19 protein-coding genes are annotated in these 22,972 nt (G+C 69.4%); 8 read left to right on the top strand and 11 right to left on the bottom strand.

What is annotated here, in order from left to right; genetic code table 11:
• Positions 1-31: 31 nt before the first annotated feature.
• Positions 32-868, bottom strand: coding sequence for an aldo/keto reductase (locus H9633_RS10400; protein WP_191713126.1), 837 nt, complete (start codon positions 866-868; stop codon positions 32-34).
• Positions 869-887: 19 nt separating this feature from the next.
• Positions 888-2,243, bottom strand: a complete 1,356-nt coding sequence (locus tag H9633_RS10395) for a heparan-alpha-glucosaminide N-acetyltransferase domain-containing protein (protein WP_191713125.1) — start codon at positions 2,241-2,243, stop codon at positions 888-890.
• Between H9633_RS10395 and hrpA the strand changes: the two genes are divergently transcribed.
• The 5 genes from hrpA (at position 2,210) to H9633_RS10370 (ending at position 10,688) form a co-directional block, all read left to right on the top strand.
• Positions 2,210-6,340, top strand: coding sequence for an ATP-dependent RNA helicase HrpA (gene hrpA, locus H9633_RS10390; protein ID WP_449843653.1), 4,131 nt, complete (start codon positions 2,210-2,212; stop codon positions 6,338-6,340). The genes H9633_RS10395 and hrpA overlap by 34 nt on opposite strands.
• 23 nt (positions 6,341-6,363) lie before the next feature.
• On the top strand, positions 6,364-7,308 hold the full coding sequence (locus H9633_RS10385; protein WP_191713123.1) for a quinone oxidoreductase family protein: 945 nt from the start codon (positions 6,364-6,366) through the stop codon (positions 7,306-7,308).
• Positions 7,309-7,400: 92 nt separating this feature from the next.
• Positions 7,401-8,741, top strand: a complete 1,341-nt coding sequence (locus H9633_RS10380) for an O-acetylhomoserine aminocarboxypropyltransferase/cysteine synthase family protein (protein WP_191713122.1) — start codon at positions 7,401-7,403, stop codon at positions 8,739-8,741.
• Positions 8,742-8,791: 50 nt separating this feature from the next.
• A complete protein-coding gene (locus tag H9633_RS10375; RefSeq protein ID WP_191713121.1) occupies positions 8,792-9,781 on the top strand; it encodes a Gfo/Idh/MocA family protein in 990 nt (329 codons plus the stop codon).
• A gap of 1 nt (position 9,782) precedes the next feature.
• Positions 9,783-10,688: an NYN domain-containing protein gene (locus H9633_RS10370; RefSeq protein WP_071644206.1), complete on the top strand. Its 906-nt coding sequence runs from the start codon at positions 9,783-9,785 to the stop codon at positions 10,686-10,688.
• Between the two features lie 50 nt (positions 10,689-10,738).
• On the opposite strand, the gene H9633_RS10365 is transcribed toward H9633_RS10370, so the two are convergent.
• Genes H9633_RS10365 through H9633_RS10355 form a run of 3 tightly spaced genes read right to left on the bottom strand, consistent with a single transcriptional unit; the run spans position 10,739 to position 12,918 of the window.
• Entirely contained in the window at positions 10,739-11,113 is a 375-nt protein-coding gene (locus tag H9633_RS10365; protein ID WP_071644204.1) for a PLDc N-terminal domain-containing protein, read from the bottom strand.
• Between the two features lie 37 nt (positions 11,114-11,150).
• The gene (locus H9633_RS10360) at positions 11,151-11,975 is read right to left on the bottom strand and encodes a sulfurtransferase (protein WP_191713120.1); all 825 of its coding nucleotides are present in this window, start codon (positions 11,973-11,975) and stop codon (positions 11,151-11,153) included.
• Between the two features lie 13 nt (positions 11,976-11,988).
• Positions 11,989-12,918, bottom strand: coding sequence for an aldo/keto reductase (locus H9633_RS10355; protein WP_191713119.1), 930 nt, complete (start codon positions 12,916-12,918; stop codon positions 11,989-11,991).
• A gap of 93 nt (positions 12,919-13,011) precedes the next feature.
• Between H9633_RS10355 and pgi the strand changes: the two genes are divergently transcribed.
• A complete protein-coding gene (gene pgi, locus H9633_RS10350) occupies positions 13,012-14,694 on the top strand; it encodes a glucose-6-phosphate isomerase (protein ID WP_191713118.1) in 1,683 nt (560 codons plus the stop codon).
• Position 14,695: 1 nt separating this feature from the next.
• On the opposite strand, the gene H9633_RS10345 is transcribed toward pgi, so the two are convergent.
• The gene (locus H9633_RS10345) at positions 14,696-15,247 is read right to left on the bottom strand and encodes a MarR family winged helix-turn-helix transcriptional regulator (RefSeq protein ID WP_071644228.1); all 552 of its coding nucleotides are present in this window, start codon (positions 15,245-15,247) and stop codon (positions 14,696-14,698) included.
• An 80-nt stretch (positions 15,248-15,327) separates the two neighbouring features.
• Between H9633_RS10345 and H9633_RS10340 the strand changes: the two genes are divergently transcribed.
• Positions 15,328-16,959, top strand: coding sequence for an MFS transporter (locus H9633_RS10340; protein WP_191713117.1), 1,632 nt, complete (start codon positions 15,328-15,330; stop codon positions 16,957-16,959).
• Between the two features lie 63 nt (positions 16,960-17,022).
• Positions 17,023-17,634, top strand: a complete 612-nt coding sequence (locus H9633_RS10335; protein WP_191713116.1) for a flavodoxin family protein — start codon at positions 17,023-17,025, stop codon at positions 17,632-17,634.
• Between the two features lie 158 nt (positions 17,635-17,792).
• On the opposite strand, the gene H9633_RS10330 is transcribed toward H9633_RS10335, so the two are convergent.
• The 5 genes from H9633_RS10330 to H9633_RS10310 form a co-directional block, all read right to left on the bottom strand.
• Positions 17,793-18,920 (bottom strand): fatty acid desaturase family protein, encoded by a 1,128-nt coding sequence (locus H9633_RS10330; protein ID WP_191713115.1) that lies wholly within the window; start codon positions 18,918-18,920, stop codon positions 17,793-17,795.
• Between the two features lie 198 nt (positions 18,921-19,118).
• The gene (locus H9633_RS10325; RefSeq protein ID WP_071644192.1) at positions 19,119-20,294 is read right to left on the bottom strand and encodes an NAD(P)/FAD-dependent oxidoreductase; all 1,176 of its coding nucleotides are present in this window, start codon (positions 20,292-20,294) and stop codon (positions 19,119-19,121) included.
• A complete protein-coding gene (locus tag H9633_RS10320) occupies positions 20,291-21,376 on the bottom strand; it encodes a Gfo/Idh/MocA family protein (RefSeq protein ID WP_191713114.1) in 1,086 nt (361 codons plus the stop codon). The genes H9633_RS10325 and H9633_RS10320 overlap by 4 nt, the downstream gene beginning before the upstream one ends.
• Positions 21,376-22,146, bottom strand: a complete 771-nt coding sequence (locus H9633_RS10315) for an amino acid ABC transporter ATP-binding protein (protein WP_191713113.1) — start codon at positions 22,144-22,146, stop codon at positions 21,376-21,378. The genes H9633_RS10320 and H9633_RS10315 overlap by 1 nt, the downstream gene beginning before the upstream one ends.
• A complete protein-coding gene (locus tag H9633_RS10310) occupies positions 22,143-22,931 on the bottom strand; it encodes an amino acid ABC transporter permease (RefSeq protein ID WP_191713112.1) in 789 nt (262 codons plus the stop codon). Before H9633_RS10310 ends, H9633_RS10315 begins: the two co-directional genes overlap by 4 nt.
• Positions 22,932-22,972 lie beyond the last annotated feature (41 nt).

Genomic DNA, 22,972 nt, shown 5'->3' with positions numbered 1-22,972 from the left:
CGAGCGGACGGCAGGGGGTCTCAGAGGTGTGTCAGTTCAGGTCGTTCGGGTGCGTGCCGACGCGGCCCGAGCCGTCGAGCGGGTCGAGTCCGTCGATTGCGGCCATCTGGGCGTCGTCGAGGTCGAAGCCGAACACGTCGAGGTTCTCGCGCATGCGCTCGGGTCGCACCGACTTCGGGAACACGATGAAGCCCTTCTGCAGGTGCCAGCGCAGCACCACCTGCGCGGGCGTGCGTCCGGTCGACGACGCGGCGTCCGCGACGGCGGGGGTGCCGAACAGGTCGTACTTGCCCTGTCCCAGCGGGCCCCACGACTCGATGCGCACGCCGTGATCGGCGGCCCAGTCGGTGATCTCACGCTGCTGGTATGGCGGGTGCAGCTCGATCTGGTTGACCGCCGGAGTCACGCCGGTCTCGGCGACGAGGCGCTCGAGGTGCGGCACGAGGTGGTTCGAGACGCCGATCGAGCGGGCGAGGCCGCGCTCGCGGATGCCGATCATCTTCTCCCACGCGTGCACGTAGTTGTCGTTCGCGGGTGTCGGCCAGTGCACGAGGTACAGGTCGACGGCGTCGAGACCCAGCTTCTCGAGGCTCTCGTCGATGGCCCGGTCGGGCTCGTCGCCGTCGTGACGGTCGTTCCAGAGCTTGGTCGTGATGAAGAGCTCGTCCCGCGGGATGCCGCTCTTGGCGATGGCCGCGCCGACGCCCTCTTCGTTCTTGTAGATCGCCGCCGTGTCGATGTGCCGGTAGCCGGCCTCGAGCGCCTCGGAGACCGCCCGCTCGGCGTCGTCGGCGGGCACGAGGAAGACGCCGTAGCCGAGCTGGGGAATCGTGTTTCCGTCGTTCAGTTCCAGAGTGGGGATCGTCATCCCTCCAGCGTAGGGCCGCTCAGCGCGGCGGGCGTGAAACGACCGCCGTGAACCGCGCGAGCAGTGTCTCGAGCGGCCCGCGCCCGCGCACGATCGACCACAGGGACGCCGCGACGAGCAGCACGGCCGCGGACCACGCCCAGACGTCTAACGAGTCGAGGAAGACGCCGGGGCCGGCGATCAGCGCGTACGACAGCACATGCGCGCTGTACGCCGAGAGCGGCATGGATCCCAGTGCCGCGAACGGCAGCAGCAGCCAGCGCAGCGGCCCGCTGGCCAGCAGGCACAGCGCGATCACCGCCACGGCGAATCCTCCCGATCCGATGATCTCGGCCGTTCCGCCGGAGTGGGGTTCGACAGCGACCAGGGCGTGCAGCGCGCTGCCCAGCGGATCCTGTTCGGCGAGCTCGACGAGGTACGACCCCCACCCGGACGTCTCGGGCTCGGGCTCCGTCTCCGCCGTGCCGTCCTCGATCGGATAGCAGCTGATGTAGGCGTCGCCGTAGTCGTCGCAGACCGCACCCGTGAAGTCGATCTCCTCGGGGTCGACACCGAGGAGCGCCTCCGACCCGGTGACGCTCTCGCTGACGGACTCGCTGACGGACTCGCTGCTCGCCGCCGTGCCGCTCACCGTCGAATCCGCATCGGCGCCCGTCGCCCCGACGACACCCAGAGCCCCGATGCCGTATCCCACGGCGGCGAGCACCACCCCGACCACGAGCAGTCGCAGCCGATCGCCGACGCGGTCCAGCCGTGTGCGACCGATCGCCATCCCCGCGAACAGCAGCGAGAGCCAGACGGTCAGCGGATACGTGCCGAACAGCACGAGCCCCGCGCCCGGACCGTTCGCGTGGAATGTCAGCGCCTGCAGCAACGCGAGCAGGGGTGGCCCGGCGACCGCGAGCGCGCCCGCTGCGACGAGCAGATGCGTGACCCGCCACCGCACGAACCCGGCCGCGACGATGTAGAGCGCGCCGTAGAAGGTGAGGATCACGGCGATGGGCGTGCCGAGCAGCTCGAGCACGAGTCCGATCGCGAAGATGGCGGCACCGCGGGTGACGAGGCCGAGTCTGATCGCGGGCAGCTCGGAGACGTCAGGAAACCGCGTGCGTCCGGTCATCAGGGCGATCGAGATGCCAGCCAGCACGGCGAAGAGGATCGCCGACCGCCCGTGCACCAGCGCACCCCACGTCGACGGGTCGAGCGGTGAGAGCTCAGGTGTGGTGAGCAGATGGGCCGCCATCATCCCGAGCACGGCCAGCGCGCGGGCGACGTCGAGCCCCATCAGCCGCGGCGGTCGCCCGAACTCCGTGAGCCAGGCGCGCAGCGCGGAGACCGGTCGTGGCGGGGCGATGTCGCCCTCGATCGTCGTCACCCGCCGAGTCTATGCACGCGCGCGACGGGCGCGCACACGCGGGGATACGATGGAGGGCTATGTTTTCGCCCGTGATCTCCTATCCGCCCGAGCTGCCGGTCAGCGCGGCGCGTGACGAGATCGCCGCGGCGATCCGCGACAACCAGGTGGTGATCGTCGCCGGCGCCACGGGGTCGGGCAAGACCACCCAGCTGCCGAAGATCTGCCTCGAGCTCGGCCGAGAGCGCATCGCGCACACGCAGCCGCGTCGTCTCGCCGCCCGAACGATCGCCGAGCGGGTCGCGGAGGAGCTGAACGTCGAGCTCGGGGACCTGGTGGGCTATAAGGTGCGCTTCACCGATCAGGTGTCGGATGCCACGCGCATCGCGCTGATGACCGACGGCATCCTGCTCAACGAGATCCACCGCGACCGGCTGCTGCGCCGGTACGACACGATCATCATCGACGAGGCGCACGAGCGCTCCCTCAACGTGGACTTCCTGCTCGGCTACCTGCGCCGGATCCTGCCCGAGCGTCCGGACCTGAAGGTGATCATCACCTCGGCGACCATCGACCCCGAGAGCTTCGCGGCGCATTTCGCCGCCCCCAGCGCGGACCCCGCCGTCGAGAGCATCCCGGCGCCGATCGTCGAGGTCTCCGGACGCACCTACCCCGTCGAGATCCGCTACCGGCCGCCCGTCGACGAGAGCGCGGCTGCGCAGGAGGCCGAGGGATCGAACACCGAGCGACCCGACCGCGCAGGTTCCTCGGCGAGGGGTCGCCGCTCTGATCGCGCCGCGGAGCCCGACGACGAGGTCACCGCCATCGTCGCCGCCCTGCGCGAACTCGAGCGCGAGGCTCCCGGAGACGTGCTCGTCTTCCTTCCCGGCGAGGCGGAGATCCGCGATGCGGCGGATGCCGTGCGAGGCGCGTACCGATCGGGGGCCGCCCCTGTCGAGGTTCTGCCGCTGTACGGCCGGCTGTCGGCCGCGGAGCAGCACCGGGTGTTCGAGCCGTCGACGCTCGCCGGCGTCCGCCGGCGTGTGGTGCTCGCCACGAACGTCGCCGAGACGAGTCTCACCGTGCCGGGCATCAAGTACGTGATCGACACGGGCACGGCGCGCATCTCGCGCTACAGCTCGCGATCGAAGGTGCAGCGCCTGCCCATCGAGGCCGTGTCGCAGGCATCCGCCAATCAGCGCTCCGGACGCGCCGGACGAACCAGCGACGGCATCGCGATCCGTCTCTACAGCGAGGACGACTTCGACCGGCGCCCCGAGTTCACCGAACCCGAGATCCTGCGGACCTCGCTCGCGTCGGTGGTGCTGCAGATGCTGTCGCTCGGCTTCGGCGACATCACCGAATTCCCCTTCCTCACTCCTCCCGACTCCCGGGGGGTGAAGGCGGCCCTGGATCTGCTCACCGAGATCGGCGCGGTCGATGCCGCCAGGGGCGAGCGGCCCCGGCTGACCCGGATCGGGCGCGAGATCTCGCGGATGCCGATGGATCCGCGCTTCGCGCGCATGCTCGTCGCCGCATCCGCGGACGGGGGCGCCGTGCTGGCGGATGTCATGGCGATCGTCGCCGGGCTGTCGATCCAGGACGTGCGCGAGCGCCCCAGTGCCGACGCTGCGGAGTCGGTGCGCGACGAGGCCGACCGCATGCACGCGCGGTTCGTCGATCCGACCAGCGACTTCCTCACCCTGCTCAACCTGTGGAACCACCTGCGCGAGCAGCAGAAGGCCCTCGGCTCCAGCGCCTTCCGGCGGATGTGCCGCACCGAGCACCTGAACTACGTGCGCGTGCGAGAGTGGTTCGATGTGCATCGGCAGCTGCGCACGCTCGTCAAGACGGGGTCGCGTACGGCTCCCGAGCGAGGCGCCGAGCGACCAGGCGAGGGCGCGGATGCCGTCCACCGGGCGATTCTGGCCGGCCTGCTCTCGCAGATCGGCATCCTCGACGAGCGGACGGCAGCCGGCAGCGCGAACAAGGCGAAGGGCGAGAAGGGCCGGCGCATCGCGGAGTACCGGGGCGCCCGCGGCATCCGGTTCTCGATCTTCCCCGGGTCGGGTCTGCGCAAGAAGTCCCCGCAGGCGGTGATGGCGGCCGAGATCGTGGAGACGTCGCGCACCTTCGCCCGCACGGTCGCCGCGATCGATCCGGCGTGGGCAGAGGCCCTCGCCGGCGATCTCGCCAAGCGGCAGGTCACCGAACCGCACTGGTCGAAGGACGCGGGAGCCGCCGTCGCCTACGAGAAGGTGACGCTGTTCGGCGTCGAGATCATCCCGAAGCGTCGGGTGCAGTTCGCGCGCATCGACCGCGCCGGCGCCCGCGAGCTGTTCCTGCGGCACGCACTCGTCGAGGGCGAATGGGACCCGCACCGCTCGGACAAGCGGGTGAGTGCGTTCTGGCGGGCCAACGCCGAGCTGCGCCGCCGGCTCGAGAAGCTCGAGGAGCGCGAGCGTCGCCGCGACATCCTCGCCGGCGACGAGTCGGTGTTCGCGTTCTACGACGAGCGCGTCCCGCGCGAGGTGTTCGACGTGCGATCGTTCGAGAAGTGGTGGCGCGACGCGCTGCAGACCACGCCGAAGCTGCTCGTGATGCGTGAGAGCGACCTCGTCGACGGCGACAGCAGGTCCGACCAGAGCGAGTTCCCCACCCGCTGGCAGCAGGATGACCAGGTGCTGGGACTCGCGTACCGCTTCGAACCCGGCGCCGACGACGACGGCGTGAGCGTGGTGGTGCCGCTCGCGCTGCTGCAGCAGATCCGCGACACCGGCTTCGACTGGCAGGTGTCCGGCCTTCGTGCCGAGCTGATCACCGCACTGCTGCGATCGCTGCCGAAGGCGATCCGCCGGCACGTCGTGCCCGCGGCCGACTGGGCCGAGAAGTTCGGAGAGCAGCTGGCGGCCGACGGCCCCGAGCACCACTCCGGCGTGCCGGCGCGCTCGCTCAAGGAGGCGCTGGCGACGCTCATCCAGCCGCTCGCCAATCAGCCGGTCTCCGCCGGCGACTTCGAGGATGCCCGCGTTCCCGGGCACCTGATGATGAACTTCAGGGCCGTCGATGAGAGAGGACGGGTCGTCGGATCCGACCGCCGGCTCACGGTGCTGCAGCAGCGGCTGTCCGACCGGTCGCGGCAGAGCGTGACCCGGTCGCTCAACCGTCCCGAGCAGGCCCGCACGCCTCGCCCTGGGCCCCTGAGCGCGTCGACGGGCGAGGCGTCCGCCCGCGGACCGATCGAGCAGGACGACCTGACCGACTGGACCTTCGGCGATCTTCCCGAGCGGCTCGACACGAAGGTCGCGGGCGGCACGGTGCGCGGCTACCCCGCGGTCGTCGACCGCGGCCGGTCGGTCTCGCTCCGGGTCGAGGCGACGGCGGATGCCGCGACGGATGCCATCCGCGAGGGCGTGCTCCGCCTCGTTCTGCTGACCGTGCCGTCTCCCGCGTCGTACGTGCAGAACCACCTGACGGCGCCCGAGAAGCTCGCGCTCGCGGCCTCTCCCTACCCGAACGTCGCGAACCTCATCGAAGACGCCCGCACGGCGGTCGTGCGGGCCCTCATCGACGAGCGCGTGCCGGGCGGTGTGATCCGCACCGAGACGGAGTTCCGTCGTGTACGTGACGAGGTGAACGCCCAGCTCGTCGATCGCCTCTTCGCGTGCGTGTCGCTCGTCGCGAAGATCCTGACGAAGAGCCGCGACGTCGAGCGCGGCATCAAGTCGCAGAACTCGCTCGCGCTGCTCGGTCCGCTGAACGACATCCGCTCGCAGCTGAGCGGTCTGATCCGCTCCGGGTTCATCGCGGCCACGGGCGTCGAGCGGCTGGCGCACCTGCCCCGGTACCTGGATGGGATGCTCGAGCGGCTGAAGACCCTCGCGAACGAGCCGGGCAGGGACCGCGCGCGGATGACCGAGTACGAGCGGGTCGCGACGGCGTTCGCTGACGCGGGCGGCAGCATCCCCCTCGACCCGGGAGCACCGGCAAACCTCGTTGAGGCGCGCTGGCTGCTCGAGGAGTACCGGATCAGCGTCTTCGCGCAGCGGCTGGGCACCGCACAGCCGGTCTCGCCGCAGCGCATTCTGAAGGTCCTGAGCAGCTCGAGCGGGTCCTGACGAGTCCGGGTAGCGTGGGCGGCATGGCTCACGCAATCGTCTACTCCGAGATCGGCACCCCCGACGTCCTGCGGCTGACCGAGATCCCGGATCCGGTCGCCGGCCCCGGCGAGGTCGTGGTGCGCATCGAGGCGGCCGGGGTGAATCCGCTGGATGCCAAGCTGCGCCGCGGCGCACGCCCCTCCCCGCCGATCGTCGAGCCGCGTCGCGTGGGCTTCGACGGTGCCGGCGTCGTGGCGAGCCTCGGGGAGGGCGTCACCGGATTCGCGATCGGCGATCGCGTCGTCATCGACAACGTGCTGGGCACCTACGCGAGCGCACTCGCCGTGCCCGTGTCGAAGCTGTTCCGCCTCTCCGACGGCGTCACCATGGCCGAGGGCGCGAGCCTGGGCATTCCGGTCGGTACGGCATATCAGTGCCTGCGCTCGCTCGACGTCACGAAGGGCGACACGCTGCTCGTGCACGCCGGCTCGGGGGCGGTCGGTCAGGCCGCGGTGCAGTTCGCCGTGCTCTGGGGGGCGCGTGTCATCGCGACGGCACGCCCCGAGCGCTTCGATCAGCTGCGCTCGCTCGGCGCCGATCCGGTCGCCTACGGAGAGGGGCTGACCGAGCGTGTGCGCGAGCTCGCCCCCGAGGGGGTCACCGTCGCGCTCGACTGCGCCGGCACCGACGAGGCGATCCAGACCTCCCTCGCCCTCGTCGACGACCGCGAGCGCATCGCGACGATCGTCCGCGGTCCGGACGCCGCCGATTTCGGCATCCGCGCCTTCTCCGGTGGCAGCCCCGTCCCGCTCACCGACGAGGAGCAGAGCTGGCGGCAGGACGCGATCCCGCTGACGATCAACCTCATCGAAGCCGGCGACTTCCAGGTCGAGCTGGGCCCCGAGCTCCCGCTCGCCGACGCCGCCAGAGCGCACGAGCTGATCGAGCGGCACGCGGCGAACGGCAAGATCGTCCTCGTTCCCTGATCAGGCACGATGCCAGGCACGCGCGCCGGGCAGGTCGCAACAGTTCGACACACGAGGGGCGTCCGCGCGGCGCCGCAGAGCATCATGAGCACATGACTTCCCCGTGTAGCGCGACTCCGCAGGGCTTCGCGACCGCCCAGGTGCAGGCCGGGTACCAGCCCACCGGCGTGGTCAGCGCCGTGCCGCCGATCCACCAGACCGCTGCGTACGAGTTCGCATCGCTGGCCGAGGCCGCCGACCTGTTCGCCCTGCGCCGTCCCGGCATCATCTACAGCCGCAACGCCAACCCGACGCAGCAGATCCTCGAGGAGCGGGTCGCGCTGCTGGAGGGCGGGGCGAGCGCGGTGGCCGTCGCGTCGGGGCAGGCCGCGGTCGCGGTCACCATCCTCGCGCTCGTGCACCGCGGCGGGCACGTGGTCGCCGCCGACCAGCTGTACGGCGGCACCATCGATCTGCTGCAGGAGACGCTCGACGACTTCGGCATCTCGGTCACCTTCGTCGACCAGGACGACATCGCCGCGTGGCGGGCTGCCGTCACACCGCGCACCCGCCTGCTGTTCGCCGAGTCCGTGGCCAATCCGATCGCCCAGGTGCTCGACATCCGTGCGGTCGCCGACGTGGCGCATGCGGCCGGGGTGCCCCTCGTCATCGACAACACGGTCGGCACCCCGCACCTGGTGCGCCCGGGCGAGCACGGCGCGGACTTCGTCGTGCACTCGGCCACGAAGTTCCTCTCCGGTCACGGCAGCTCGCTGGGCGGTGTGGTGGTCGACCAGGGCACCTTCGACTTCGGCGCCGAACCCGCACGGTGGCCGCAGTTCACCGCGCCGTACACCCGCTTCGGCGACCTGATCCTGTGGGATCGGTTCGGCAGCGGCCAGGCCTTCGCGGCACTCGTGAAGTCGAAGTACGTGCACGACCTCGGCCCGTCCCTGTCTCCGTTCAACGCGTGGCAGATCCTGCAGGGCATCGAGACGCTCGATCTGCGCGTCTCCCGGCAGTCGGCGACGGCGCGTCTGATCGCGGAGCATCTGGCCGGGCATCCGGCGGTCGCCCGCGTGCACCACCCTGCGCTCGCCGACAACCCGTGGCACGGCGCCGCAGCACGCTACCTGCCGAACGGCGCGCCCTCGGTGTTCTCGTTCGACATCGTGGGCGCCGAGGACGACGGGTCGTTCGACCGCGTCGCCGCGGTCGTCGACGAGCTGCGGGTGTTCCGGCTCGTCGCCAACATCGGCGATGCCCGCAGCATGGTGGCGCACCCCGCGTCGATGACCCACTCGCACCTGACCGCCGATCAGCGAACGGCGGCCGGCATCTCGGTGAACACCGTCCGAGTCTCGGCAGGCCTCGAAGACCCGGCCGACCTCATCGCCGATCTCGACCGGGTGCTCGCGCCGCTGCTCGAGGACGCGCTGGTGGCAGCCCGCTGACCTGAGAGCCTCCTGGCCGTCGATGTCGCTCGCCCCGATACGCTGATGCCATGACCGGACTTCGATGGGGCATCCTCGCCACCGGCGGCATCGCCGCAGCCTTCACCTCCGACCTGCGCACCGCAGGCCTCGACGTCGTCGCGGTGGGCTCACGCACTCAGGAGTCAGCCGACGAGTTCGCCGCGCGCTTCGACATCCCCCGCGCGCACGGATCGTACGTCGACCTCGCCGAAGACCCCGAGGTCGACATCATCTACGTCGCGACCCCGCACCCGATGCACCACGAGGATGCCCGTCTGGCGCTGCAGAACGGCAAGCACGTGCTGGTCGAGAAGGCGTTCACCGTCAACCGCGCCGAGGCCGATGACCTCCGCTCGCTCGCCGCGGAGAAGGGCCTGCTCGCCATGGAGGCGATGTGGACCAGATATCTGCCGCACATGGTGCGGCTGCGCGAGGTCATCGCCTCGGGCACGCTCGGCGAGATCCGCTCGGTGTCCGCGGACCACACCCAGAGCCTTCCCACCGACCCCGCGCACCGCATCAACGCCCTCTCGCTCGGCGGCGGTGCGCTGCTCGACCTCGGGATCTACCCGATCTCGTTCATCTGGGACGTGCTGGGCGCGCCGACGCAGATCACCGCGGTCGGGCGCCTGCTGGGCACGGGGGCGGATGCCGAGGTCGCCACCATCATGACCCACGCGGGCGGGGCGATCTCGACCTCGCTGTCCTCGTCGCGCACCGTCGGGCCGAACACGGCCGTCGTGCTGGGCACCGAGGCTCGCATCGAGATCGATCGGGTCTGGTACACGCCGACGTCGTTCCGGGTGATCGCCGCCGACGGCACCGTGCTCGAGGAGTACGAGTCGCGCGTCGAGGGCCGCGGCATGCAGTACCAGGCTTTCGCCGCGGAAGGTGCTGTCGCCGCGGGCGACATCGCCGGCGCGCTGCTCCCGCTGTCGATCGCCGAGTCGGTCGAGATCATGGGCGCCCTCGATGAGATCCGTCGCCAGATCGGCGTCGTCTACCCGAGCGAGAGCTGACATGGCAGAGACCACCGGCCGCGTGGCGGTCTATCTCGACTTCGACAACATCGTCATCTCCTGGTACGACCGGGTGCACGGGCGCAATGCGTACGGCAAGGATCGTCAGCGGATCACCGACAACCCGAACGACGCCGAGGTCGCCGAGCGGCTCAAGCAGGCGACGATCGAGGTCGGAGCGATCATCGACTACGCCTCGTCCTTCGGCACGCTCGTGCTCACCAGGGCATACGCCGACTGGTCGTCTCCGGTGAACGCCGAGTACCGCTCGCAGCTGGTCGCCCGTGCCGTCGACCTCGTGCAGCTCTTCCCGGCCGCGGCGTACGCGAAGAACGGCGCCGACATCCGCCTGGCGGTCGATGCCGTGGAAGACATGTTCCGGCTGCCGGATCTCACGCACGTGGTGATCGTCGCCGGCGACAGCGACTACGTGCCGCTCGCGCAGCGATGCAAGCGCCTGGGCCGATACGTGATCGGCGTCGGGGTCGCCGGGTCCACGGCGAAGTCGCTGGCCGCGGCCTGCGACGAGTTCGAGTCGTACGACTCGCTTCCCGGTGTCGTGCGCCCCACGGCGGATGCCCCGGCCGAGGTGTCCGCGAAGGACAAGCCCGAGCCGAAGAGCACCACCCGAAGCCGTCGTACCCGCACCGCCGCTCCCAAGCAGGACGACCAGTCCGAGGCGACCTCGCTTCTCGTGCGAGCGCTGCGTCTCGGCCACGACAAGACCGACTCCGATGAATGGCTGCACGCCTCGGCCGTGAAGACGCAGATGCGCCGGATGGACCCCTCGTTCAGCGAGAAGGCGCTCGGATACCGGTCGTTCAACGACTTCCTGCGCTCGCGCGACGACGTCGCCGCTCTGGAGGAGAGCGGACACGAGCGTCTGGTGCGCCTGCAGGAGGCCTGACCGGCGGCGGGGCGGCGCGGCCCCGTGCGCGTCGTCCACCGTGCGAGGGCTCAGTCCTCGCTGACGCTGTCGCCGCGTTCCTGCTTGCGCTTCTCGATCTCCTGACGCAGCCGCCATTCCTCGATCTCACGATCGAGGTCGGCGATCTGCTGCTCGGTCGATCGGGTGTCGACCGGCGGTGCGCTCACCACCGGCGAAGCGGGCGCCGTCCGGTGCCGTGCGGGACGCCCGAGCCGGATGCCGCCCTCGGGGTACTCCCGACCGATCGCGAACCAGAGCGCGCTGCCCAGCAGCGGCAGCAGCACGACGAGCAGCAGCCAGACGAGCTTCGGCAGGAACCGCACCTGGCTGTCGTCGCGACGGATGATGTCCACGAGCGCGAACACCATCAACGCGATGGTGATCAGGGTGAACAGGAACGGCATGATCTCAGATTAGACGACCGGTGAGACGGTGTCGCCGTCACTCCACGCCGGTCGCGATCGGCAGTCCCGGTGTGTTCGACCACGCGCTCCACGAGCCGGGATACACGCTCACCTCGCGGCCCGCTATGGCCCCGGCGAGCGCGAGCTGCGCCGCGGTGATGCCCGAGCCGCAGTAGGCGGCGATCGGTGTGCCCTCCGCCGCTCCGACGGCGTCGAATGCGGCGGCGATGTCGGTCGCCATCCGGAATCTGCCGTCCTCGGTGAGCACGCGGGCGATCGGGAGGTTCTTCGCACCGGGGATGTGACCTGCGACCGGGTCGATCGGCTCGACCTCGCCGCGGTAGCGCTCGGCGGCGCGTGCGTCAAGCAGCACTCCGGCATCCGGCCAGCTCGCCGCGGAGCGCGTGTCGATGACACCGGCATCACCGGGCGCGAGGAGGTCGACGTCCCCGACTGCAGCCGTGGTCTCGCCCGTCTCGACCGCTCCGCCCGCCGCAAGCCATGCACGCCAGCCGCCGTCGAGCACCCGCACCTCGATCCCTGCGCGCCGCAGCGCCCACCAGGCGCGTGACGCCGGCAGCATCCGGTCGTCGTCGTAGACCACGACGGGCACGCCCTGACGGAGTCCCCACCGGCGCGCGGCGCCGGCGAGCGCCGCGTCGTCGGGCAGCGGGTGACGACCTTCATGCGGTTCGCCATGGCGGGTGAGGTCGCGCTCGACATCGACGAACACCGCGCCGGGGATGTGGCCGGCGACGTACTGCTCGTGTCCGTCGCTGCGACCCAGCAACCAGCGGACATCGAGCAGGTGGAACGCGCCGAGCCGGTCATGCAGGTCGGCGGCGGAGATCAGCGGATGCACGGGTGGGTCCTCGTCAGGGAACGATGTGGCCGCCGACGCGGAGCAGCTCGTACCATTCGGGACGGGTCAGCTCGATGTCGGCGCCCGCCGCCGCATCCGCCACCCGCCGCGGTGTGGTCGTGCCGAGCACGACCTGCATGTTCGCCGGGTGGCGGGTGATCCACGCCGTGGCGATCGCCGTCGGCGTGACCTCGTACTTCGCTGCGAGGCGGTCGATGACGGCGTTGAGCTCGGCGTAGGCGGGGTTGCCGAGGAACACGCCGTCGAAGAATCCGGCCTGATACGGCGACCAGGCCTGCACCGTGATGCCGTTGATGCGGCAGTAGTCGACGATGCCCCCTCCGTCGAGGACGACGCTCTGCTTCTCCCCCGTCATGTTCGCCGCGATCCCCTGGGCGATGATCGGCGAGTGCGTGATCGACAGCTGCAGCTGGTTCGCCACGAGCGGCTGCGTCACCGCCGTGCGCAGCAGGTCGATCTGTCGGGGCGTGTGGTTCGAGACGCCGAACGCGCGCACCTTCCCGGCGGCCTCGAGCTCGTCGAACGCGCGCGCGACCTCGTCGGGCTCGACCAGGGCATCGGGGCGGTGCAGCAGCAGCACATCGATGTAGTCGGTCTGCAGCGCCGAGAGCGACCCCTCGACCTGGGTCATGATGTGCGCATACGAGAAATCGAACATCTGCTGCGACGGCACGATGCCGCACTTGGTCTGCAGCACGATCTCCTCGCGCTCGGCGGCGCTCAGCTGCAGCGCAGCCGCGAAACGGTCCTCGCAGACGTGCATGGCGCCGCCGTAGATGTCTGCGTGATCGAAGAAGTCGATCCCCGCCGATCGGGCGGTGTCGTACAGCTCGCGCACCTCGGCATCCGTCTTCTCGCGGATGCGCATCATCCCGGCGATCACCGCGGGTGCGGTGCGGGTTCCGAACGGGATGGTCTTCATCGTTCCTCCTGAGGTCGCTGACCACGCTACCGGCAGGCGGCCGCCACGTCATCGACCGCGTCGAGATGCGGTCGCGGCGCTAACGTTGCTTGCATGAGCGCACCGATCGACCCCACCTCCACGTCCGCCTGGGCTGAGCTGTCGGCCATCCGGGATTCGTTCTCGCCCGACCTGCGCGGCTGGTTCGCGGCGGATGCGACGCGCGTCGAGCGCCTGTCGCTGCCGCTCGCGGATCTGCACGTCGACCTGTCGAAGAACCTCGTGACCGACGAGATCGTCGGCGCGCTGGTGCGGCTGGCGGAGCAGACCGGGGTCGCGGAGCGCTACGCCGCGATGCTCGAGGGAGCGCACATCAACACCACGGAGGATCGTGCGGTGCTGCACACGGCCCTGCGTCGGCCGGAGGGCGCGTCGCCCGAGCTCGTCGTCGACGGGCAGGACGTGGATGCCGACGTGCAGGACGTGCTGGCATCGCTGTCGGCGTTCGCCGACCGGGTGCGCTCTGGCGATTGGCTGGGCACCACCGGCAAGAAGGTCACGCACGTCGTGAACATCGGCATCGGCGGGTCCGACCTCGGGCCGGTGATGGTCTACGAGGCGCTCAAGCCCTACGCCGACGCCGGTATCGAGGCGCGCTTCGTGTCGAACATCGACCCGACCGACATCGCGCAGAAGACCGCGGATCTCGACCCCGAGACCACTCTGTTCATCGTCGCGTCGAAGACGTTCACCACGCTCGAGACCCTGACCAACGCCCGCCTCGCGCGCGAATGGCTGTGGGCGGGCCTTTCGGCTGCGGGTGCGATGGACGACGACGACGCGAGCCGAAAGGGAGCCGTCGCGCACCACTTCGTCGCCGTCTCGACCGCGCTCGACAAGGTCGAGGCGTTCGGCATCGACCCGAAGAACGCCTTCGGCTTCTGGGACTGGGTGGGCGGTCGCTACTCGGTCGACTCGGCGATCGGACTGTCGCTCGCCGTGGTCTTCGGCCCGCACGCGTTCCGTGAGCTGCTCGCGGGCTTCCACGCCGTCGACGAGCACGTCCGCACGACCCCGCTCACGCAGAACGTGCCCGTGCTGATGGGTCTGTTCAACATCTGGTACACGAACTTCCTCAACGCGCAGACCCACGCCGTGCTGCCGTACGCCCAGCAGCTGAGCCGCTTCGCCGCGTATCTGCAGCAGCTGACCATGGAATCGAACGGCAAGTCGGTGCGCTGGGACGGCACACCCGTCACGACCGACACCGGCGAGGTGTTCTGGGGCGAGCCGGGTACCAACGGTCAGCATGCCTTCTACCAGCTGATCCACCAGGGCACGAGACTGATCCCCGCCGACTTCATCGCCTTCGTCAACCCCGCCTATCCGCTCGCCGACGACGGGCGCGACGTGCACGGGCTCTTCCTCGCGAACTTCCTTGCGCAGACCAAGGCGCTCGCGTTCGGCAAGACCGCCGAGGAGGTCGAGGCGGAGGGCACGACAGGCGCTCTCGTCGCCGCGCGCACGTTCGGCGGCAACCGTCCGACCACGTCGATCTTCGCGCCGTCGCTGACGCCCGCGGTTCTCGGTCAGCTGATCGCGCTGTACGAGCACATCACCTTCACCCAGGGCGTGATCTGGGGCATCAACTCCTTCGACCAGTGGGGCGTCGAGCTCGGCAAGCAGCTCGCGCTTCAGATCGCTCCCGCGCTCGAGGGCGATGCGGATGCGCTCGCCGCGCAGGACCCATCCACCAATGCGCTGCTCGCGTACTACCAGGCCAACCGGAAGCACTGAGTCACCCGCGGTCGTCGTCTCCTCGCGCCAGCCGCTCGAGGAAACGTGCGACGACGTCGCGCTCGCCCGGCGTGAGCTCGGCGACCGCGGCGAACCGGTCGGCGTGCACCCTGCCGACACTGTCGCGCACCTGCTCGTGCGTGTCGGGGGTGATGCTCACCGTCACCGCGCGCCGATCCGTCGGGTGCGGGGTGCGGGTGACGTGCCCCGCCCTGGCGAGGCGGTCGAGCATCTTCGTCGTCGAGCTCGTCGAGATGCGCAGATGATCGGCGAGCATGCCTGCGGTCACCAGGACGCCGTTGTTGAGCGATGCGACGAGGAAGCGCAGTGCTTCCATGTCGGTCTCGTTGAGCTTCATCTCGGTGCGCGATTGCCAGCTGATGCGCTGCTCGGTCTCCCGCCAGCGGCGCAGAGCCGACAGCACGCGCACGACCTGGTCGATCTCGCTGTCGGACAGGCCCTCGACGCTGACCAGCTGCTGGCCGGGGTCGATCACGCGCGGATCGATCATGGCGCTTGCGCGCGCGGCAGCACCTTCCCTGCGCGAGTTCATGCGCACAGCATATCGGTGCGCCTGCAAGCAAGCCAGGCTATTTGCTTGCTCGGCTAGGTAAACCGTGGGATTCTTGCTCGGTGACCATCGCACCGAACAAGTGGCTCAGCCTCGTCTTCATCAGCGTCGCCGTGTCGCTGATCATCGTCGATTCCACGATCGTCAACGTCGCCATCCCCTCGATCGTCGACGAGCTCGCGATCAGCTCGACGCAGGTGCAGTGGGTGCAGGAGAGCTACACGCTCGTGTTCGCCGCACTGCTGCTGGTCTTCGGCACGCTCTCCGACCGGTATGGACGCCGACTGATGCTCCTGGTCGGCATCGCCGTCTTCGTCGTCGCCTCTGTGCTCATCGCCCTCGCGCCCACGGGTGATCTCCTGATCGGCGCACGGGTGATTCAGGGAGTCGGCGGCGCCATGGTGCTCCCGACGACGCTGTCGCTCATCAACGCGGGCTTCCGCGGGCGCGAACGCGGCATCGCCTTCGCGGTGTGGGGGTCGACGATCGGCGGCATGGTCGCCCTCGGCCCGCTCCTGGGCGGCTGGTTGACCACCTACTTCTCATGGCGGTGGGCGTTCGGGATCAACATCCCCCTCGGTCTGATCGTCGCCGTGGGCGTGCTCCTCACCGTCGCGGAATCGCGCGATGCTCACGACGGCCGCCGCATCGACGTGGTCGGCGCCGTGCTGTCGGTGCTCGCCAGCGCCGGACTCGTGTTCGGCCTCATCGAGGGCCGCACCTACGGGTGGTGGCTCAGCGAAGGCGAGCGTCGGCTGACGATCGGCGACTGGACCTGGCCGTTCGGCCTCTCCCCCGTTCCGGTGTCGTTCGCCGTCGCGGCGCTCTCGACGGCGCTGTTCATCTGGTGGGGTGTCCGGCGCGCCCGCCGAGGGCAGCCGACGCTGCTCGCGCTGTCGCTGTTCGCGATCCCGTCCTTCCGCAACGGCAACATCGCGGCGCTCATCGTCTCGCTCGGAGAGTTCGGCATCGTGCTGTCGCTGCCGCTGTGGCTGCAGAACGTCGTGGGCTACGACGCCCTGCAGACGGGTTTCGTCCTGCTCGCTCTCGCCGGCGGCTCGTTCGCGGCGAGCGGATTCTCTGCGGCCGTCAGCTCCCGGGTCACTCCGATCATGCTCGTGCGTGCCGGCATCGCGGCCGAGATCGTCGGCGTCGCAGGCCTTGGGCTGGCGATCAGCGCGACGGCGTCGTGGCTGCAGGTGGTGCCCTTCCTCTTCCTCTACGGCATCGGGCTGGGCCTGGCCACCGCGCAGCTGACCGGCGTCGTGCTGAAGGACGTGCCGGTGAGCTTCAGCGGCCAGGGCTCGGGCACGCAGAGCACCGCGAGGCAGATCGGATCGGCGCTGGGAATCGCGGTGCTCGGAACCGTCCTGTTCACGTCGACCGGCGCAGCCCTCGACACACGCCTCGCAGACATCCCGACCCTCCCCGACTCCGCGCGGACGCAGATCGTCGATGCCGTCGTCACGAGTGCGGGCGGCGCGATCCCCGCCCTCGCCGCGCGCGACGCCGCCGTCGGCGCCGCCGCGCGCGAGGCGTTCAGCGACGGCACGCGGGCCTCGGCCTTCGCGGCGGCGGGGTTCCTCGCCCTCGGGCTGATCGCGACCCTGCGCCTGGGGTCCGGCTCACGGCGCGACGACGAGAGATCGGATGCCGAGGCCGGGCCCGACCTGGCCGAGACGCAGGACGTCTAGCTCATCCCCGTGCGGTACGAAAGCCCCTCCCGCGCCTCGCGGATGGCTGGTTTGGTGCCTCTCATGGACCAGAAGCTCACCGCACTTCTCATCAACTGCACCCTCAAGCCCTCCCCTGCCGGATCGAGCACAGAGGTGCTCGGCGAGCAGGTGCTCGACGCTCTCGCCGAGCACGGCGTGACCGCCGACCGCATCCGCGCGGTCGACCACGACATCCGCCCCGGGGTGCAGGCCGACATGGGCGACGGCGATCAGTGGCCGTCGCTGCGAGAGCGGGTGCTCGCCGCCGATATCCTCGTGTTCGCCACGCCGACCTGGATGGGGCAGCACTCCAGCGTCGCGCAGCGGGTGCTCGAGCGGCTGGATGCCGAGCTGAGCGAGACCGATGAGCAGGGCCGGCCGACCCTGTTCGACAAGGTCGCGCTCGCGGTCGTGGTCGGCAACGAGGACGGCGCGCACCACATCGCCGCCATCGTCTTCCAATCGCTCAACGACGTGGGCTTCACCATCCCCGCACAGGGCTCGATCTACTGGAACGGCGAGGCGATGGGGTCGACGGATTACAAGGATCTGCCCGAGACGCCCGAGAAGGTCGCCCAGACCATCACGACGGCCGCGTCGAACGCCGCGCACCTCGCTCGTGCCCTGAAGGCGTCCGCGTACCCGAAGGCCTGACCCGAGACTGCGTCGGCGATATCGAACGTTACGCTCCGGGGGCCGACACGCCACATGTCGGACGCTTCTTGCCAATGCGTCCGACATCTGGCGTGTCGGCCCCCGCTTCGCACACGACCGCGCGCGAAGCGCGATCGTGTGCGACGTGCGATCGACCGTCAGGCGCGGCGGAAGCTCGTGGCTGCGGGGCAGTCGAACGGATCGGCGCCGGCTGCGAGACCGACCCGGTTCAGGTACTCGATCACGATCGCGTAGGAACGGCCGAGGCTGGTCTCGGTGTACGGCACGTTGTTCGACGCGCAGTAGTCGCGGACGATCGCGCGCGCCTTGGCCAGGTGCGGACGCGGCATGCTCGGGAAGAGGTGGTGCTCGACCTGGTAGTTGAGACCGCCCATGAGCGCCGTGGCCCACCATCCGCCGCGGATGTTGCGCGAGGTGAGCACCTGCTTCGAGAAGAAGTCCAGGCGGGCGTGGGGATCGATGATGGGCATGCCCTTGTGGTTCGGTGCGAACGAGGCCCCCATGTAGACGCCGAACACAGCCAGCTGCACACCCATGAACGCGAACGCCATGCCGAGCGGCAGCATCGTGAACACGGGGATCAGGATGATCGCGAAACGGAGGGCGATGATGCCGAGCTCGGTCCAGCGTCCCTTGACATTCTTCTTGGTGAAGAGGTGCTTCAGTCCGATGTAGTGGAGGTTCAGACCCTCGAGGGTGAGCAGCGGGAAGAACAGCCAGCCCTGCTTGCGGGTGATCAGACGCACCAGGCCGCGCGATTTCGCAGCGTCCTCCTCGAGGAACGAGATGGTGTCGACCTCGATGTCGGGATCCTTGCCGACCTGGTTGGGGTTGCCGTGGTGCTTCGTGTGCTTCGAGTCCCACCACGAGTAGCTCATGCCGATGCTGCCCGCGAGGATGCGCGCGAGCTTGAAGTTCGCCGGTCCCGAGGTCAGGATCTGCCGGTGAGCCGCCTCGTGCGAGAGGAAGGCGATCTGCGTGAAGATGATGCCGAGCGCCGCGGCGATCAGCAGCTGGAACCAGCTGTCGCCGAGCAGGATGAAGCCGGTGACGGCTCCGCCCAGCGCCAGCGCGATGCCGGCGGCGACGAAGATGTAGAACCACGAGGTGCGCTGCAGCAGCCCGGTCTCACGGACCACCTGCGACACCTGCTTGTACGCGTGGGCCATCGGAGGGAACTCCGCGGTGCCGGAATACGTCTGCCGAATCGGTCCGAGAGTCGCTGCTGCGGTGTCGACGTCGGTGTCGATGTGCGTGGAAGTCATGATGCTCTCCTGCCGTTCGGATGCCCTTGAGCTGTGTAGCCAAGGGCGGATGCCGATCGCTGGTGCCCACGCTACGCCGGTCGGTATACGGCGGACGGCATGTAGCGGACGACGCAGGCGGCGGCTGTCGTCGCGCACAGAACCGCGGAGAGGGACCGACGCCGAACTGCATCCGTCCCTCTCGCCTCGCTGAAGCGGTTACGAGCTGATGACCGGAGCCCAGGCTCCGATGCCCACCTCCGCGAGCTCGCCGCCGGAAGTGAAGCGCTCCAGCCGGAAGGCATCAAGCACCGGGGACGGCTTTCCAGTAACGATCTCCTCTGCAAGCAGTTCGCCCAGGATGAGCCCGAGCGTTGCACCCGAATGCGTGAACAGGGTGAACAGGTTTGCGATCGGCGACACCGGTCCGACAACGGGCTCACCGTCGCCCGGAATCGGCTTGAGGCCGGCTGCGACTCGCTCGGCGACCAGCGCGGGATGGCCCGCGAGCACACGAGAGCCCTCCTCCAGCAGCCCGCGCACCGACTCATCCGGCACCGTGAGCGACCCATCCGGCTCGACGACGACCGACTTCTCGGCCCAGTCCGCATCGAGCACGAGGCGTCCATCCGGCATGGGACGCACGGCCACTCGCGGAGTGTTCAGCACGGTCTTCACCCGAGGCTCGACCGGTTGCGTGACGACGACGAAAGCAGCGGGAGTGGCGTCCGGTACCGTAACGCCGAGCGCCGCGAGCTGAGCAGGCACATCGCCGCCGGTCGCCAGTACCACTCGGTCGGCCGCGAGTCCGGTGCCATCGCCGAGCGTGACGCCGACAGCGGCACCGTCCCGCACGTCGACCCGCACGTCTCCCGCGTTCTCGATGACCTCCGCGCCGTCGGCCGACGCCTCGCTGAGGAGAGCGTCGATGAGATCCGGAAGGTTCACCCAGCCTTCACCCCTGTTGAAGATCGCTCCCTCGTCAGATACCGCATCCGCATCCACGTCGGGGGTGAGCGCGGCCACCTGCTCGCGGTCGAGCCACAGCGAGTCGTAACCGCCCGCTCGCTCGTAGTCGAACGTGTCACGGAAGCTCTCGTCTTCCCCGCCCCACTTCAGTGCGCCGTCGAAGCGCAGGTACGAAGCGCTGTCCGGATGCCGTTCACGCCAGGTGCGGTACCGATCGAGGCCAATCAGGCGCAGGTACCGGTACTCCGTCGAGCGAGCGCCCGACGAGTTCAGCCAGGCGATCGAGCGGCCGGACGCGCCGTCCGCGGGCTTCCCCGACGTGACGAGAGTCACGCGGGCGCCGCTGCGCGCGAGGTGGGCTGCCGTGGACGTGCCGAGGATACCGGCACCGATCACGACGACGTGGAGAGGTTGCGAGTTGGTCATCTTTGTCCTTCGTTGTGTTCATGGAGTTCAGCTCGACGCAGCGGCGTGCCGGCGTGCAGTCGCTCGATGATCTCGAGGACGGCGACGGCGTCCGTCGGATCGACCGGAACCGGAGCATGGCCGCGGATCGCGTCGGCGAGGGCGCGGTAGAAGGCGCCGTAATCGCCGCGGAGCGTCGGCAGCGGCTCAAGCGAGCCCTCGATGCCGAAGACCCCCCAACGTTCGGGGGAAGTGAGGCCGTAATCCTCATCAGAGGGCAGGACCCCGGCGTCCAAAGCCGCCTCCTGCCCATCCAACCCGTGGCTCGTGTACCCGTTGAGAGAGCCGAGCACGTGGAATCGCGGGCCGAACTGCGGTGCAAGCGAGTTCATCCACAGGTGCGAGATCGTGCCGGACTCATGCTCCAGCGCGACGAATGCGTCGTCGTCGGCCAGGCCGCCAGGCCTGTTCACCGCGAGCTCGGCGCGCGCCTCGGCAACGGGCCCGAACAGCTGCACGGCCTGGTCGATGAGGTGCGTGCCCAGATCGAACAGGATTCCGCCCCCCTCGGCCACTGACGCCTCGGCCTTCCAGCTCGCTCGGACCTCCGGCTTGTACCACTCGAAGCGCGACTCGAAGCGACGCACCGCCCCGAGCCGGCCGGTCTCGACAAGATCGCGGACAGTCCGAAAGTCGCCGTCCCAGCGCCGGTTCTGGAACACCGTGATCCGGCGTCGGAGCCGCTCGGCATGCGCGATCAGCGCCCGCCCCTCGTCCGAAGCGACCGTGAACGGCTTGTCCACGACCACGTCGAGTCCAGCGTCGAGCGCAGCGGTCGCGATGCCGGCGTGAGTCGCCGGCGGCGTTGCGATCACGACGAGGTCTAGATCGCTGGCCTGCGCCAGCATCTCCTCGACCGTCGCGACCACGGATGCGGACGGATGCCGCCGCGCCGCTTCGCTCGCACGTCCGGTATCGGCCGTGACGATCACGTCGACCGAGTACGCAGGGTCGGCTTGCAGGAACGGCGTGTGGAAGACCCGGCCGGATACTCCGTATCCGACGACGGCGGTGCGGAGGCGGTTGCTTGCAGCTGTCGCCATCACAGCACCTCCGAGAGGAACAGACGCAGGCGGTCGCTCCGCGGATCGTCGAAGATCTGCTCGGGGGTGCCGGCCTCCACGACTCGGCCCTCGTCCATGAAGACGACCTGGTCGGCGACCTTGCGCGCGAAGCCCATCTCGTGCGTCACGACGAGCATCGTCATGCCGCGCTGAGCGAGTTCGGCCATGAGATTGAGCACACCCTTGACCAGTTCAGGGTCGAGAGCGCTCGTGGCCTCGTCGAAGAGCATTACCTCCGGCTCCATGGCGAGTGCGCGCGCGATCGCAACCCGCTGCTGCTGTCCGCCGGAGAGATCGCGGGGACGGTGATCAGCGCGCTCGGCGAGACCGACCTCGGTGAGCCGAGCCAGGGCGATCCGCTCGGCCTCACCCTTCGGCATCCGCTTCACGTTGCGCAGCGCAAGAGCGACGTTCTGCTGGGCGGTGTGGTCGGGGAAGAGATTGAAGTGCTGGAAGACGAGCCCGACCCGGCGGCGCAGTACGTCCGGCTTGAGGGTGAGTGCGTCGTCGTCTGCCAGAAGGACCCTCCCCGCCTTGGGCTCGTGAAGACGGTTCACACCGCGCAGGAGAGTGGACTTGCCGGATCCGGACGGCCCGATGATGCAGGTCGTCGTGCCGGGCTCGACGGTGATCGAGACGTCGTTGATGACGTCGATGTCGCCGTAGGCCATGCGGAGGTTCTCGATCAACAGCCGGGAGCCCTCGTAGAAGCGGCCCTCGGTCACGGGCAGGGGCGACGTGTACGTCATGTGTTCTCTCCTCGGGTGTAGACCGGGCTGAGGGACTGCTCGGCGACCTCCTCGAGGCCGCTCTTCGGAGGGGTGGGCTTGCGGCGTCCCGTGCGGAACCGGTTGTCGAAGTAGTTCACGAGGTGCGTGAGCGGAACCGTGATCACGAGGTAGAAGACCCCTGCCATGACCAGGGGCGAGAGGTTGCCGGTGAGCACCGCCGCGTCCTGTCCGACGCGGAACAGCTCGCGCTCGGAGACCAGCAGGCCCAGGAAGTAGACCAGGGAGGAGTCCTTGACGATCGCGATGAACTGGTTGACCAGCGCGGGCAGAACTCGCCGGATGCCCTGCGGGACGACGACGAGGCGCATGGCGGACCCGTAGGTCATGCCGAGGGCCCGGCACGCCTCGAGCTGCCCGCGTTCGACGGACTGGATGCCCGCGCGGAAGATCTCGCCGATGTATGCGCCGGCGATCAGGCTCAGCGCGAGGATGCCGAGCGGGTACGGTGAGGGGCCGAACATCTGTCGGCTCAGCCACGCGAAGCCCTGGCCGATGAGCAGGATGGTGAGGATCGCGGGCAGTCCGCGGAAGATGTCGGTGTAGATGCGTGCCGGCACGCGCAGCCAGGCTGTGCGGGCGACGCCCATCACGGCGAGGATCATGCCGATGACGATGCCGAGCACTGTCGCCGCCACCGAGATGATCAGCGTGTTCACCAGGCCGGTGCCCAGCAGCTGGGGCATCACATTCCACATCGCCTCGAAATCGAGGAACGTCTTGATGATCTTGTCGAGCCAGTCCATGAGGATCTCCTGTTCGGGGTGCGGGACGGATGCCTCGGCAT

The sequence above is a fragment of the Microbacterium commune genome (genome assembly GCF_014836945.1).
In the GTDB taxonomy this organism is placed as follows: domain Bacteria; phylum Actinomycetota; class Actinomycetes; order Actinomycetales; family Microbacteriaceae; genus Microbacterium; species Microbacterium commune.
This window is presented reverse-complemented; position numbering and strand designations above follow the sequence as displayed.

Bases quoted from the DNA above. Each gene is read 5' to 3' on its own strand.
- H9633_RS10400 (WP_191713126.1), bottom strand. From the start codon at position 868: ATGACGATCCCCACTCTGGAACTGAACGACGGAAACACGATTCCCCAG.
- H9633_RS10385 (WP_191713123.1), top strand. From the start codon at position 6,364: ATGGCTCACGCAATCGTCTACTCCGAGATCGGCACCCCCGACGTCCTG.
- H9633_RS10380 (WP_191713122.1), top strand. From the start codon at position 7,401: ATGACTTCCCCGTGTAGCGCGACTCCGCAGGGCTTCGCGACCGCCCAG.
- H9633_RS10375 (WP_191713121.1), top strand. From the start codon at position 8,792: ATGACCGGACTTCGATGGGGCATCCTCGCCACCGGCGGCATCGCCGCA.
- H9633_RS10370 (WP_071644206.1), top strand. From the start codon at position 9,783: ATGGCAGAGACCACCGGCCGCGTGGCGGTCTATCTCGACTTCGACAAC.
- H9633_RS10365 (WP_071644204.1), bottom strand. From the start codon at position 11,113: ATGCCGTTCCTGTTCACCCTGATCACCATCGCGTTGATGGTGTTCGCG.
- H9633_RS10355 (WP_191713119.1), bottom strand. From the start codon at position 12,918: ATGAAGACCATCCCGTTCGGAACCCGCACCGCACCCGCGGTGATCGCC.
- pgi (WP_191713118.1), top strand. From the start codon at position 13,012: ATGAGCGCACCGATCGACCCCACCTCCACGTCCGCCTGGGCTGAGCTG.
- H9633_RS10345 (WP_071644228.1), bottom strand. From the start codon at position 15,247: ATGAACTCGCGCAGGGAAGGTGCTGCCGCGCGCGCAAGCGCCATGATC.
- H9633_RS10335 (WP_191713116.1), top strand. From the start codon at position 17,023: ATGGACCAGAAGCTCACCGCACTTCTCATCAACTGCACCCTCAAGCCC.
- H9633_RS10330 (WP_191713115.1), bottom strand. From the start codon at position 18,920: ATGACTTCCACGCACATCGACACCGACGTCGACACCGCAGCAGCGACT.
- H9633_RS10325 (WP_071644192.1), bottom strand. From the start codon at position 20,294: ATGACCAACTCGCAACCTCTCCACGTCGTCGTGATCGGTGCCGGTATC.
- H9633_RS10320 (WP_191713114.1), bottom strand. From the start codon at position 21,376: ATGGCGACAGCTGCAAGCAACCGCCTCCGCACCGCCGTCGTCGGATAC.
- H9633_RS10315 (WP_191713113.1), bottom strand. From the start codon at position 22,146: ATGACGTACACGTCGCCCCTGCCCGTGACCGAGGGCCGCTTCTACGAG.
- H9633_RS10310 (WP_191713112.1), bottom strand. From the start codon at position 22,931: ATGGACTGGCTCGACAAGATCATCAAGACGTTCCTCGATTTCGAGGCG.